10 protein-coding genes are annotated in these 13,636 nt (G+C 47.7%); 4 read left to right on the top strand and 6 right to left on the bottom strand.

Annotation, left to right across the window (positions count from 1 at the left end; translation table 11 throughout):
- Positions 1-32: 32 nt before the first annotated feature.
- From PaeBR_RS19145 to PaeBR_RS19120, 6 genes are all read right to left on the bottom strand, one after another.
- Positions 33-884: a DegV family protein gene (locus PaeBR_RS19145; RefSeq protein ID WP_410512106.1), complete on the bottom strand. Its 852-nt coding sequence runs from the start codon at positions 882-884 to the stop codon at positions 33-35.
- A gap of 804 nt (positions 885-1,688) precedes the next feature.
- Complete coding sequence (locus PaeBR_RS19140; RefSeq protein ID WP_410512105.1) at positions 1,689-1,898, bottom strand: hypothetical protein; 210 nt, start codon at positions 1,896-1,898, stop codon at positions 1,689-1,691.
- Positions 1,879-4,209, bottom strand: coding sequence for a glycoside hydrolase family 65 protein (locus tag PaeBR_RS19135; protein WP_410512104.1), 2,331 nt, complete (start codon positions 4,207-4,209; stop codon positions 1,879-1,881). Before PaeBR_RS19135 ends, PaeBR_RS19140 begins: the two co-directional genes overlap by 20 nt.
- Before the next feature lie 229 nt (positions 4,210-4,438).
- The gene (pgmB, locus tag PaeBR_RS19130) at positions 4,439-5,101 is read right to left on the bottom strand and encodes a beta-phosphoglucomutase (RefSeq protein WP_410512103.1); all 663 of its coding nucleotides are present in this window, start codon (positions 5,099-5,101) and stop codon (positions 4,439-4,441) included.
- An 85-nt stretch (positions 5,102-5,186) separates the two neighbouring features.
- Positions 5,187-6,224 carry a LacI family DNA-binding transcriptional regulator gene (locus tag PaeBR_RS19125; RefSeq protein WP_410512102.1) on the bottom strand — a complete coding sequence of 346 codons (1,038 nt, stop codon included), beginning with the start codon at positions 6,222-6,224 and terminating at the stop codon, positions 5,187-5,189.
- 204 nt (positions 6,225-6,428) lie between these two features.
- Positions 6,429-8,174: an alpha-glycosidase gene (locus PaeBR_RS19120; RefSeq protein ID WP_410512101.1), complete on the bottom strand. Its 1,746-nt coding sequence runs from the start codon at positions 8,172-8,174 to the stop codon at positions 6,429-6,431.
- Positions 8,175-8,868: 694 nt separating this feature from the next.
- Between PaeBR_RS19120 and PaeBR_RS19115 the strand changes: the two genes are divergently transcribed.
- From PaeBR_RS19115 to PaeBR_RS19100, 4 genes are all read left to right on the top strand, one after another.
- Positions 8,869-10,197, top strand: coding sequence for an extracellular solute-binding protein (locus tag PaeBR_RS19115; RefSeq protein WP_410512100.1), 1,329 nt, complete (start codon positions 8,869-8,871; stop codon positions 10,195-10,197).
- Between the two features lie 115 nt (positions 10,198-10,312).
- Positions 10,313-11,626 (top strand): ABC transporter permease subunit, encoded by a 1,314-nt coding sequence (locus PaeBR_RS19110; RefSeq protein WP_410512099.1) that lies wholly within the window; start codon positions 10,313-10,315, stop codon positions 11,624-11,626.
- The gene (locus PaeBR_RS19105) at positions 11,623-12,468 is read left to right on the top strand and encodes a sugar ABC transporter permease (protein ID WP_410512098.1); all 846 of its coding nucleotides are present in this window, start codon (positions 11,623-11,625) and stop codon (positions 12,466-12,468) included. The genes PaeBR_RS19110 and PaeBR_RS19105 overlap by 4 nt, the downstream gene beginning before the upstream one ends.
- 165 nt (positions 12,469-12,633) lie before the next feature.
- Positions 12,634-13,575: an AraC family transcriptional regulator gene (locus tag PaeBR_RS19100; protein ID WP_410512097.1), complete on the top strand. Its 942-nt coding sequence runs from the start codon at positions 12,634-12,636 to the stop codon at positions 13,573-13,575.
- The last annotated feature ends 61 nt before the right edge of the window (positions 13,576-13,636 follow it).

Raw genomic sequence — 13,636 nt, 5'->3', positions numbered from 1 at the left:
CTGCAAAATGGGTTCGGAGGTTTGTTGTCGGTTTAAGACTTTAGCATATACATTAGGCCAATGGTTTGCGGACCACAGTGACTGCCAATGACACAGCCTGCAGGAATTAGTGCAATTTCATCAACGCCGGTTGCTTCCTGCAGAGCGGTCTGCAGGTGCCGTGCCTCTTCGTCAGCCATGGTATGCGCAACAATGAGCAGATCCTTATCCATCCGTTCAACGTTCGCGAGCGCATTCTGGAGCATCTGCTCTACAGCTTTTTCTTTCTTGCCGCGAATTTTGCTTACAGGTACGATGCTTCCTTCAACCATCTTGAGGAGAGGCCGGATTTTGAGCAAACTGCCGATCAGATTCTGCATGCCGGAGCAGCGTCCGCCCATATATAAATAGTCCAGCGTATCCACAACGAACTCGGTTTCAACCAGGTCTCGATCCCGTTCCAGCATGTCGGCAATTTCGGCTGCACTATGACCTTTACTGGCAGCGCGAACAGCTTTCATTACAAGAAGGGCGATCCCCCCGCACAATGTTCGTGAGTCAATGACCTTTATCCGGCCTTCCGGAAATTCCCCGGCAGCGAGCAGAGCATTCTGATAAGTTGAGGAGAGGGCAGAAGAAAGACTTATGTAGACTATATCATGCCCGGCGTCAATGGCCGGAGTAAAGGCCGCCATGAAATCGGCGGGTGAGGGTGCAGCGGTTTTCGGTAAAGATCCGTTCGCCGCTACTCTCTCGTATACATCCTCGGGTGTAATATCCATACCGTCACGGTAGGTTTTATCTTCGAAAATCACATAAAGCGGGATAATGCCAATGTTATAAGTGTCCTTCCAGCCTTGCGGCAAATCGGAAGTGCTGTCTGCAAAAATTTTTACATTAGACATGAATTTCTCCTTCACCGATTGCTTAAATGAATTACAGCATAAGGAAGAGCCATAATTCTTTTATTATACCAAGCTGCCCGCTATTCGCAAAACAAAAAATACCTGCAGTTTATTTCTTCTTGACCGGAATCCACACCTCGCAGCGGTAATCCTCTCCTCCGGATCACCCGGCGGATAGAGCTCGAACTCGAGTTGCACTCTGTACATTTATTTGGCGCCTAAATCCAATAAATCGATCGCTAATTGCACTCTGTACAATTAAATCTACGTATAAAGTCCAGTTTTACAAAAATCCCGAAAAATAATTGTATGCAATACAATTAAACGGCCCATAAGGGGCAAACGGCGGGTTATAATTGCACTTTTTACAGCTATACGAAGTCACGAAGGGGGATTTTGGAACTGGAGGAGCAGCAGCGACCGTCCGAAAGCTTTCCGCAGGAAAGCTCGCCACGAAAGCAGCGTGCCAGATAAGCACGCAATCTCTAATCGGTGAAAGTCCGGTCGCGGGAGGGGCCAAACGGGCCAAGCCTCCGCGTAGCTAGGCTGCCTGCGTATGGCGAAGTCTGTGCTTAGAAGCGCATCGACAAAAATACCGGTCCGAGACCGGGCGAGCAAATGGCATCGTCAGAGCGGCTTCGCAATAGGAAAAGAGGAAGCCGAGTCTCGTGCTTTTGGACGAAGGCCAAGGAAGTTGCCCGTATGCGGGAAAACCTCACGTGCGGTTGGATGAGGAGGGGCTGGACACCAGTACTATACTCTAGTAGGCTGTCTCCGGATTTCAACCGCGGACAGCGATACACATCAGGAAATCTGGAGATGGGCAGCGGCCGGAAGTCCAACATTCACTGTAGTTACGAGTATAGCATGAATTTGGGAACCTTTCCTGACATCTGTCAGCCAGGACATTAATAAAGAGCCACCGCGGCTGAATCTCAGCGGCGATGGCTCTGGATAAATCTGATAGACTACAGCTTCTTTCCAGAAGGTTCGGTTATAGCTGTTTACCCGCAAGGGCGGAATTCCCCTGTGCCGTAACACTGCTAAGGCCATTCACTGTGAATTCCTTATCGTAAATCGTGATTAAAGCCGGAATTTCGGTTTCATTGGCAACCGTGACATTGAGATCTGTTACACTCACTTTCAGGCGGGCGCCGCGGAACATGATTTTGAAAGAATAGGATTTCCAGTGGCCCGGGTTGGAAGGCTTCAGAATTAATCTGTCACCCAGAACGCGAAGTCCGCCGAAGCCATGTACGATGGACATCCAAGTGCCGGCCATACTTGTGGAATGGCAGCCATCCTCCGTATCATTGTTATAATTGTCAAGATCCAGTCTTGAGGTGCGGAGATACATTTCATAAGCCTTTTCCTTATACCCCAGCTCGCAGGCAAGTATCGCATGGATACAAGGGGAGAGAGAGGATTCATGAACGGTAATCGGCTCGTAGAAGTCGAAATTCCGTTTTTTGGTCTCCAGGTCATAACGGTCACCCAGGAAGTATAGTCCTTGCAGTACATCGGCCTGTTTAATGTAGCAGGAGCGCAGGATACGATCCCAGGACCATTTTTGGTTCAGAGGCAAGTGCTCCGGCTTTAGTTCCTTCACTGGAATGATCTCTTTGTCCAGGAAACCATCCTGCTGGAGGAAAATACCAAGTTCATCATCTGCTGGATAATACATTTTGGCGATGATTTCGTTCCATTTCGCTGTTTCGATAGCCTGCAGCTCCAGCTTTTCAGTCAACTCAGCATAACGGGCGGGTTCGTTCTCCTGCAGGTAGGTCAGCGCTTCCAACGTGTACTCCATCGTCCATGAAGCCATCCGGTTGCTATACCAGTTATTGTTGACATTATTTTCGTATTCGTTCGGACCGGTAACACCAAGCATTACAAACTTGTCTTTATGAGATACATAATGAACGCGTTCTTCCCAGAAGCGGGATATTTCTACCAGCACCTCAAGTCCGTATTGACCGAGATAGGCTTTATCGCCGGTGTAATTCACATAATTGTAGATGGCATGGGCGATGGCGCCGTTCCGGTGAATCTCTTCGAAAGTTATTTCCCATTCATTATGGCATTCTTCACCGTTCATGGTGACCATTGGATATAGAGCACCTTTGGTGAAGCCGAGCTTGCGGGCATTTTCTTTTGCTTTCTCAAGATGCTTGTAACGGTAAATCAGCAGATTGCGGGCGATGGAGGAGTCGGCTGTACTGAGATAAAAGGGTACACAGTATGCTTCTGTATCCCAGTATGTACTTCCGCCGTATTTTTCACCGGTAAAGCCCTTGGGACCTATGTTCAAACGGTCATCCTCGCCGTTATAGGTCTGGTTTAGCTGAAAAATATTAAAGCGGATGGCCTGCTGCGCAGAAGCGTCGCCTTCGATGATAATGTCGCTTTCCTTCCATTTATCTCTCCAGGCTTCAGCTTGTTCCGTCAAAAGTGCCACAAATCCGGCTTCTTTGGCCTCTTGAAGTTTGGTTGTGGCGGCTTCGACAAGTTGGCCGAGACCATGGTTGCGGGAGGTGACGTTTGCGGCATATTTGTAAATAACCACCTGATCGCCCGCTTGCACCGACAGGTTTATTTTACAGGCCACATATTTCTCCTGCTCGATCACTTCAGCCTCAGCGGACAGCTTCTCGCCGCCCACGAAGATATCGAACGCCATTGCCGAGGTAACATGGAAGTCGAGTTTTTTTGTCTTCAGGGTGAGGTAGCCGCCGCCCGGCTCGCCTTTTTTCTCAACCTCATTCCAGAATTTCTCGTCATAATTGGAATCCTTGTTCTTGATATCGCCGTCGAGATATGGAGTTATCGTAATATTACCTGCAAAATTAACGGGGGTAATCGAATAACGGATGGCTCCGATTTCGCGGCGGGTCATGCTGACAAAACGTATGCTTTCGACCTTGACTTCCTTGCCGCCCTCAAGTGTAGCTGTAAAGCTCCGGGAAAGGGTGCCTTCCTTCATATTCAGTTCGCGGCGGAACTCGGAAACGGTACTTGTGGCCAAGTCCAACTGAACTCCGTCAATCTCAATATTGATGCCGATCCAGTTGGTGCTGTTAAGGACTTTGGCAAAATACTCCGGGTAACCGTTCTTCCACCAGCCGACACGGGTCTTATCGGGATAATATACCCCGGCCATATAGCTGCCCTGGAGGCTGTGACCGCTGTACTGCTCTTCGAAGTTGGCACGTCCGCCCATATATCCGTTTCCTAGGCTAAATACACTTTCGGATATTTCATGGGTCTGGGGATCAAAGGATTCCTCAATAATCGACCATTCATCAATCTTTAAATATTGCTTCATGTTAATCGCTCCTTTTATAGTTGGGGGTATATAGATTTTAAAAAATATAGTCTATAAGATCCGGTGTTGGGCCGTAACTGCGAGGAATGTTTGGACCTCCGATCGCTGTTATAATCAGATTTCTTTATTTAAACCGTATTTTACGGATGAAATCTGATTATAAAGGCGAACGCTAACGCTTCTCCAGTTCCAAAATTCCTCTTCGTGACTTCTCACCAGAAATCTAATGTCAAGCGCTTACAAAAGATTCCCTCAAGCGGGCCACATTAATCTGCTGGAGAGAGTTAACGACAATGGTGGCGGCTCCAAGTGTTTCTGGAGAGCCGATTCCGACACTGACCATTCCGGCCCGGGTGGCCGCTTCTATTCCGGCTTCAGCATCCTCGAAGACTACACAGTGCTCCGGAGCGGTCTTGAGAGCCTCGGCGCCAAGCAGAAATACCTCCGGGTCCGGCTTGGCGGCAGAAGTATGTGTACCATCAATGATGGCATCAAAGTAAGGGGTAAGCCCGGTGTTGTCCAGAATCATCATCGCATTTTTACTGGCCGAGCCGAGAGCAACCTTGATTTCATGGGTACGGCATTCCTTCAGAAAATCCAGGGCACCGGGAAGAATCTCCGAGCTGTCCATAGCCGAAATATATTCGACATAGCGCTTGTTCTTCTTCTCGGCCAGTTTTTCTTTCTCGGCTTCGTCGAAGTTCAGACCGCCTATTTCCAACAGAATGTTCAAGGAAGCGGCTCTGCTGACCCCTTTTAACCGTTCATTATCCTGTTCAGTAAATGGAAACCCGAGCCCATCAGCAAGCTCTTTCCAGGCAATATAATGGTACTTGGCAGTATCGACGAGCACACCGTCCAAATCGAACAAACATGCTTTTATTTCCGTCATTAAAGAACCTCCTTAATTGTTATAGCGCAAACGTTTGTACAACTTTCGAAAAAATAAATGAAGCCTTATTGCTTCATTTATTCAGTCATTTTTTTCCAAGGGAGTTCATGGAAGATTCACGGACAATCAGGCGATGCGGAATAACAAATCTGTTGGTATAACCAGCACTGCTATCCGTCTTCTGAATGTTCTGAATCAGTACCTGGGATGCAGTGTAGCCTAGATGATAAATTCCGATATCAATGCTGCTGATTGGCGGATTGGATAGCTCCGAGATAGGAATGTTGTTAAAGCTGACAATGGCCAGGTCTTTAGGGACACTGTACTTTAATTCATTCAGCCCCCGCAATACACCAAATGAAACCATGTCATCCACAACTACAAGCGCGGTCGGCCTGTTCGGGAGATTCATGAAAAAAGACATGGCCCGATATCCGCTATCCTGTAGGAATTCACCCTCAACAATCCACTCAGGCCGCATCTCCAGCTCACTATTCTGCATCGCCTTGCGGTATCCTTCGAGACGGTCGCGCGAAACAATAAGATTAGGCGGGCCGCTGACGAAACCGATGCGTTGGTGTCCCATAGAGATCAGGTGATTAGTAGCATCATACGCTGCCATAACATTATCGTTATCGACAGATAAGATATCTTCATAACGGTCACTTCGTCCTACAAGAACGAAAGGGTAGCCGTTGCTCTCCAGAAAATCAATGACAGCATCGTCTTTACGCGAATACAGCAGAATAACGCCGTCCACGCGGCGCCCTTTGAGGAGCCTGGAGGCTGCCTCCAATTCTTCCTTCTCGTTCGCGCCGGAGCTGATGAGTACATCGTAGCCGGAACGGCTGGCTTGCGTAACAATCCCGCGGATTAATTCCATGAAAAACAGATTAGAGAACAGCTCTTCAGCGGGTTTCGGCAGGATGATACAAATGCTGTTGGTAGTCTTCGACACCAGACTTTTAGCCATCATGTTGGGGTGATACCCCATTTCCTCCATAATAACTTTAACCTTGCGGGAAGTTTCCAAGCTTATTCTGGGATGGCCCGACAATACCCGGGATACCGTGGAGGGAGAAACTCCCGCTTTCTTGGCCACATCCTTGATGGTAACTGTCATAGAAACCTCCTTATGGAACCGTTTGCTTTACAAAGTAATATTAATCGAAGAAATGTTAATTGTAAATAGATAAAGTCCTCCAGGATCACATCCGGAATGCGATGCACTACACGAAGCAACAGACCTCAAAAGCCATCACCGCGCGAAACGGATGATGGCTCTTGAAGGTTTACTATGAACAGTTTCACATAATTCCTTCTATTATTAATAGACAGCCTTTACAACCGAATATCCGAATGCGGGAAGCTTCACGGACAGGATGCCGCGCTCTGTCCGGAGGGAATCACCGGTGAAGACATTTTCCCAGCTGCGTTCGTCCACAGTCAACCGGAAGGTTTGTACGGTTTCATCCGTATTGACCAGCACGATAACAACATCGTCACCCAGACGGCGCTCATAAGCAAGCTTGGTACCATGCCGACCTGCTTCAAGAAAGCGAATCGTCCCGGTACGGAGCGCAGGATGGCTGGCCCGAATGTCAATCAATCTGCGATAAAAGTCAAACAAACCGCGGTCCTGCTTCTCCTCATCCCACTCCATGCATTTGCGGCAATCCGGGTCCGGACCGCCGTCCATTCCAATTTCGTCACCGTAATAGATGCAAGGCGTACCCATAAAGGTGAATTGGAACAAAGCGGCCAGCTTCTGCTTTTTCTTGTCCCCTTCAGCCAGTGTGAGCAGGCGTGCTGTATCATGGCTGTCGAGCAGATTGAAGGCAACCTCGCTCGCTTGCAGCGGATAGCGGGATAATTGTTTGCCGATAGCATTTGCGAAGCCCTCTGCGTCGAGCTTTCCGAGAACAAAGAAATCAATCACCGCATTGGTGAACGGGTAATTCATCACCGCATCAAACTTGTCGCCCTCCAGCCATGGCGCGGATTCATGCCATATTTCTCCAAGAATGTACGCATCGGGATTAGCTTGTTTGACTACCTTCCGGAAATCCCGCCAGAACTCATGACTCACTTCGTTGGCTACATCCAGCCGCCAGCCGTCGATGCCTATTTCCTTGATCCAGTATTCGGCGACCTCCAGTAAATATTGTCTGACCTCGGGATTTTCTGTATTCAGCTTAGGCATTAGCGGTTCAAAGGCAAAAGTATCATAGGACGGAATCTCCTCTACGATTTCAAGCGGAAATTGATTGATATAGAACCAGTCCTTGTAGGGTGATTCTTCTCCTCTTTCCTGTACATCTACAAATGGGGCGAAGGTTCTGCCTGCATGATTGAAAACAGCATCCAGCAGTACACGAATCCCGCGCTCATGGCAGGCATCAACAAGCTTTTTCAGCGTCTGGGCATCCCCAAACTGGGGATCAACTCTCATATAATCTTCCGTGTCGTACTTGTGGTTCGTCGTCGCAGCAAAGATGGGGGTGAAATAGATTGCGTTAATGCCCAGCTCACTCAGATGGTCCAGGTGATCGATAACTCCCTGCAGATCTCCCCCGAAAAAATTGTCCCGCTTCGGTTTGCCGCCCCACGGCTGCACGTTCTCCGGATCAAGGGCAGGATCGCCGTTCGCAAAGCGTTCGGGGAAGATTTGATAAAAGATGGCATCCTTTACCCATGCCGGGGGAGTAAAAACATCGCCGCGGTTAATGTAAGGAAACTCGAACAGTTTTTCCGGATTCGCAGGTCGGTCGGTTTGAAAATCGCTTTCAGTCATCCAGATCCGTTCATGATCCTTTTGCAGGAGGAATCCGTATTTCAGACGGCGATATGGGGGAACGGACTCGCATTCCCAATAATCGAACATGTCGTCGGAGGTGAAGAGACTCATCGGGATCAGTTCCTTGGTGGAATCCCAGGCATATTTATCTCCTACCCAGGCATAAACCTCGGTCAAATCTCCTTTTTTGGCACGCAGGCGCAGGTGAATGGTATTCTCATCATAAGCATAAGACCAATTTAACCGTGGACGATGATATACAGCTTCCAGCAACATTAAAATTCCTCCTAAAAGTTGTGAGCGTTGGCTCCCTGAAGTATGAAACGATGGATAAATAGTAACTGAAAATTAAATTAACCCAAACCTACTCATAGCAAACAGGCACATCCGAAGCAAATTAGCTTGCCGAGGATGTACCTGTAATAAGTAACAGTGCCTTTTAATTGTGTTGAGTAGGGGAAGACAAAAAATTGAAGCGTAAGAAGGCATTTCCCCGGGTTGTTTCGGATTATAGCACGAAAAAAATGAGGGTTCAATCTATTTTGTTCAAACCATTGCACAATTATTCACATAGTAGCAGGATTTTTATAGAAAGAATGGGTATTAACTACGGGTTTAGAGAGTGTTTTTAGCTAAGATTAAGAGGAAATAGAGCAAAAAGTAATTAATAAACCTGAAAAACAGGTTCAAATCAGAGCTATTCTGCAAATAAGAGAGAGAAGTGCTGGTTATTACAGCAAAAGGACCGAAAATGACCAATTTTAACCTGTGCAAACGTTTTTACAAACAAACCCTGCTGATGTATGATGGATTCATGAATAAAGCGCTTTCTAAAATTTGTTGAAGATGATACAGATTAGGTTGATGACAAAAATACATATTTTCTGCCTTTTCTGAAATCGTTTGCGCAAGTTCTTTTAAGCGCGGTGTTATCATAATATGTAGTTTATTAACGGGAGGGGTTAATGTAATGAAGTTGAAAAAACTCATGGTTCTCACCGCTGCTTTCTCGATGGCTCTGTCCATTACAGCTTGCGGGTCGGGCAACAACAATGGGGGAAATGTTGCAGCAACTAACGCGCCTGCAGAGAATGCAACGACCGAAAATGCAGGCACTAACAGCGGCGAAGTAGCTGCGACAGAAGTTGTACCTGAAGAAGGTGCTACACTGATCATATGGGAAAGTAAAGAAGAAAGAGCATTCGCTGATGAAATAGCCAAGCAATTCACTGCCAAATATAATGTGCCGGTTAAAATCGAAGAGCTCTCTCCGGCAGATCAAGTTACCAAGCTGTCCCAGGATGGTCCTTCCGGCCTGGCAGCCGACGTAGTTATTTTCCCTCACGATAACCTGGGTAGAGCAGCCAGCGCACAACTGCTGCTTCCGAATGATCTCTTCGCCGAAGAGACAACAGCCAACAACACCGAAGCTTCCATTCTTGGCGGCACTTATGACGGAACTCTCTATGGATATCCAAGAGCGGCAGAAACTTATGCCCTGTACTATAATAAATCCTTGCTGAAAGAAGCTCCGAAGAGCTTTGATGATGTTCTGGCATTCAGCAAAACTTTCACGGACAAAGCTAAGAACAGATACGGAATCATGTGGGAAACCGGCAACATGTACTTCAACTATCCGTTCATCGCTTCAACTGGCGGATATATCTACGGTGAGAATGGCACCAACAAAGACGACATCGGTATCGCTTCTGAAGGCGCTGTAACCGCTCTGAAAGAGTATGTGAAATTGAAAGAAGCTCTGCCAATCAAGAGTGGCGATATCAACCCTGACATCAAACGCAGCTTGTTCAGCTCCGGTGACGTAGCCATGGATATTAACGGTCCTTGGGAACTGACCACCTACAAAAAAGCTCTGGGCGACAACCTGGGTGTAGCTCCGCTTCCTACCATTGGCGGTAAAACAGCTATTTCCTTTGCAGGCTTCAAGATTTTCGCTGTAAATGCTTATACTCAATACCCTAACGCAGCTAAGCTTTACGCTCAATTCGCTTCTTCTAAGGATTCCCAGCTCCTGCTGAACAAAACAGTGGGCTCCATTCCTACTAATAACGAAGCTCTGGCAGATCCTCAAGTTGCCAATGATGCCTACATTTCCGCTTTTGCAGAACAAGCCAGGAACTCCCAGCCTATGCCTTCCATTCCTGAGATGGGCAACGTATGGAGCCCTGTAAATGCAGCACTTCCGGAAATCTGGGACAATGGCGCAGATCCAAAAGCTGCAATGGAAAAAGCGGCTCAGCAAATCAAAGATTTGAATAATGGAGCTTCTGCAGAATAACAATTCACAGTGAATCCACCGTTCTAACAGTATATTCGTGAAATCAAATCGCCCGCCGCATGGTTAGCGGCGGGCGATTTCCTGATTTCCCGTAGGAGAGGAGCAAGGAAGGGAAATGCAGCGACACCGTACGAGGGCCGCAATACTGTCGACGTTATTCATGGGATTGGGACAAATATATAACCGCCAATTCATTAAAGGTCTTATTTTTCTGGCAGTCGAAGCCGTAAGCATCTACTATTTTATCGGGAATCTCGGAAGAGCCTTCTGGGGCATGGCAACCTTGGGCGATACAGCCAGTCATTTGGAGAAAGTGAAGGGGATTGCCAAAATGGTCCCTGGTGACCATTCCATTTATATTATGATTCAAAGCTTGATCACACTTCTTATCTTTGTTCTGTTCCTGATTGCTTTCTTTATGAATATCAAAGACGCTTATAAGATTGGAGCGGAACGCGAAGCCGGTCTTCATGCGAATAATTTCAAGCAGACGATCCGCTATATTCTGGATTATAAATTTGCGCAGACCTTTCTGGTTCTGCCATCTATAGGGATCTTGTTCTTCACGGTGATGCCGATTATCTTCATGATTATGCTGGCCTTCACCAACTACTCGGCACCGAACCATATGCCGCCAGCCAAGCTGATTGACTGGGTAGGATTTGAGACATTCCGTAACCTGCTGGTCCTTAAGACCTGGAGTCATACCTTCTATGGAGTATTAACGTGGACCATCATTTGGGCCATTCTATCCACGGTTACAACCTATTTTGGCGGTCTGCTTGTCGCTTTGCTGATCAGTCAAAAGGGCATCCGCTTTAAGGGAATGTGGAGAGCCATCCTCATTGTTCCTTATGCCATTCCTCAGCTGATTTCTCTGCTGTTGATGCGCAATCTTTTTAACGGGCAATTCGGCCCGATCAACCAGTATCTCGGATATTTCGGTCTGGGCGGACTTCCATGGCTGACCGATCCATTCTGGGCTAAGGTTACCGTTATTATCGTAAATATGTGGGTGGGTATTCCGGTATCCATGCTGTTAATCATGGGCGTACTTACAACCATTCCGAGGGATATGTATGAAGCGGCAGAAGTGGATGGAGCCTCCGGGTATCAGAAGTTCCGTATCGTTACACTGCCGATGGTGTTGTTCTCTACAGCACCCACGCTGATTACCCAGTTCGCCGGGAACATCAACAACTTTAATGCGATCTTCCTGCTTACCAACGGCAATCCTGTAAACGGCGATTATCAATATGCCGGTTCAACCGACCTGCTCGTTACGTGGCTGTATAAATTGACACTGGATCAGAACAAGTATAATATGGCATCCGCTGTAGGGATTATCATCTTTATTATCATTGCTTCGTTCTCGATCTATAATTATCGCCGGACCAGATCATTTAAAGAGGAGGATATGATCCAATGAGCGGACGCAAAATTGCCAATGTCATACGTCTAAGTCTTAGTCACATTTTGCTGGTTATACTGGCGATTGCGGCGCTGTATCCGGCGCTCTGGATTCTTCTGGCATCCTTCCGGCCCGGTAAATCCTTGTACAGTAAGACACTTATTCCGGAAAGCTTCACGCTGGATCATTACCGGGAACTGTTTACCAGCCAATCGCTTATGTTCGGACAGTGGTATGCCAATACACTGAAGATTTCAATCTTCTCCATGCTGATCGGCGTATTCCTGACCCTGCTTACAAGCTATGCCGTATCGCGCTTCCGTTTCAAGGCACGCAAGACCGCGCTATCCACGATTCTGATTCTTGGGATGTTCCCGGGATTCATGAGTATGATCGCCATCTATCTGCTGCTTAAAGAGTTTCATCTGCTGGATACGCATTTGGCACTGATCATTGTGTACGCCGCGGGCGCACCGCTGATGGGCACACTGATTGCCAAAGGGTTCCTCGATACGATTCCCCGTTCGCTGGACGAAGCTGCGCGGATCGACGGTGCGAGCAACTTTGGTATATTTATGCGGGTGATTCTGCCGTTGTCCCGTCCTATGATTACCTACATGGCTTTGACACAGTTCGTCGGCCCGTGGGTAGACTTCATCTTCGCACGCCTGATTCTGCGTACGAAGGAGAACTGGACGGTTGCCGTGGGGATGTGGGATATGGTCAATTCGAATCAGAATACCAACTTCACCGTATTCGCAGCTGGCGCTGTTCTGATCGCAGTTCCGATTATGATCCTCTTTATGTTCCTGCAGCGTCTGCTTGTGGACGGTTTGACGGCCGGTGCGAGCAAAGGCTGACCGATTTATGAACTCTTGCAGAAATAGCCCTCGCTTACCGTGATGCTGTGTCGCGGTGAGCGAGGGCTTTTTTAACTCCATCACCGCCTTTTCTTGTCCGGAAGCGATTGGAGAGATACACTTGAAAGAACTAAAGAATACCAATTGGTCCTATAAGGGGGGTGGATGTTGTCTGAGCTTAGTGGAAGTCTTTTTCAGCAGGCATTAATCGATGGAGACTTCAGTCCCCGATTCTTTGCCTACTATTATAAGCAGTGGAATAATTACCGGATGCCGTTTCATCATCATAACTCGACCGAGATTATGTATCTTATATCCGGTGGCTGTACCGTCGATGTGCGGCAGCGGGAAGGACATACGGAGAGCTTCCATTTGAAGCGGGGAGAGCTCATCGTTCTGGACGCCAACATTCCGCACAGGCTCATTGTCGAGGAGGGCGTCTCGTGCCGGATGCTGAATGTGGAGTTCGGGTTCACAGGATATAAGGGGGTCGCTCCTTCTGTAGGAAGATTGGCCCGTGAGGAGCAAGAAGTTGCCGGTATGCTTGGCACACCTTTCTCCAGCCTGGTGCTGCCTGATCCGGACGAAGTGTACCATGTGCTGAAAAGCCTTGTACTGGAGCTGGATCAACGGGGTGCGGAGGGGGGGAGCATGACCGATTTGCTGTTCTGTGAGATGCTGCTTCGCATATCCAGATTACGGAGCGAAAAGGTGCGCAGCAGTCTACAGCTACCTGAATTTTATGTCCGGCGCAGCATAGACTTCCTGCACCAGAATTATGACCAAAGTATTCAGGTTAAGGATATTGCTTCAGCAGTTAATCTCCACCCCGGTTACCTGCACCGTATATTCAAGACACATACTGGCCGCACTATTACCGATTATCTGAATGTGCTGCGGATGGAGAAGTCCAGAATGCTGCTCGGGCAGAGCGATATTCCAGTAGCAGAGATAGCCGATTATGTGGGCGTCAGCAGTAGACAATACTTTCATTTGCTGTTCAAAAAGTATACAGGTTTAACTCCAGTAGAATACCGCAACTCCATTGAACGTCATGCCTGGACCTACGAAGAGGGTGACTCGGGTAATTTAGGTGAGGATATTTGACACCTGAAGATCAAAGAAGTCATGATTTTGGTTACGCTTACCGGAAGTCCCTTGCTACAAT

Source organism: Paenibacillus sp. BR2-3 (genome assembly GCF_046529485.1).
Taxonomy (GTDB): domain Bacteria; phylum Bacillota; class Bacilli; order Paenibacillales; family Paenibacillaceae; genus Paenibacillus_AQ.
The sequence above is the reverse complement of the archived record's forward strand: the minus strand, read 5'-3'. Positions and strand labels throughout refer to the sequence as shown.

Bases quoted from the DNA above. Each gene is read 5' to 3' on its own strand.
- PaeBR_RS19145 (WP_410512106.1), bottom strand. From the start codon at position 884: ATGTCTAATGTAAAAATTTTTGCAGACAGCACTTCCGATTTGCCGCAA.
- PaeBR_RS19135 (WP_410512104.1), bottom strand. From the start codon at position 4,209: ATGAAGCAATATTTAAAGATTGATGAATGGTCGATTATTGAGGAATCC.
- pgmB (WP_410512103.1), bottom strand. From the start codon at position 5,101: ATGACGGAAATAAAAGCATGTTTGTTCGATTTGGACGGTGTGCTCGTC.
- PaeBR_RS19125 (WP_410512102.1), bottom strand. From the start codon at position 6,224: ATGACAGTTACCATCAAGGATGTGGCCAAGAAAGCGGGAGTTTCTCCC.
- PaeBR_RS19120 (WP_410512101.1), bottom strand. From the start codon at position 8,174: ATGTTGCTGGAAGCTGTATATCATCGTCCACGGTTAAATTGGTCTTAT.
- PaeBR_RS19115 (WP_410512100.1), top strand. From the start codon at position 8,869: ATGAAGTTGAAAAAACTCATGGTTCTCACCGCTGCTTTCTCGATGGCT.
- PaeBR_RS19110 (WP_410512099.1), top strand. From the start codon at position 10,313: ATGCAGCGACACCGTACGAGGGCCGCAATACTGTCGACGTTATTCATG.
- PaeBR_RS19105 (WP_410512098.1), top strand. From the start codon at position 11,623: ATGAGCGGACGCAAAATTGCCAATGTCATACGTCTAAGTCTTAGTCAC.
- PaeBR_RS19100 (WP_410512097.1), top strand. From the start codon at position 12,634: ATGTTGTCTGAGCTTAGTGGAAGTCTTTTTCAGCAGGCATTAATCGAT.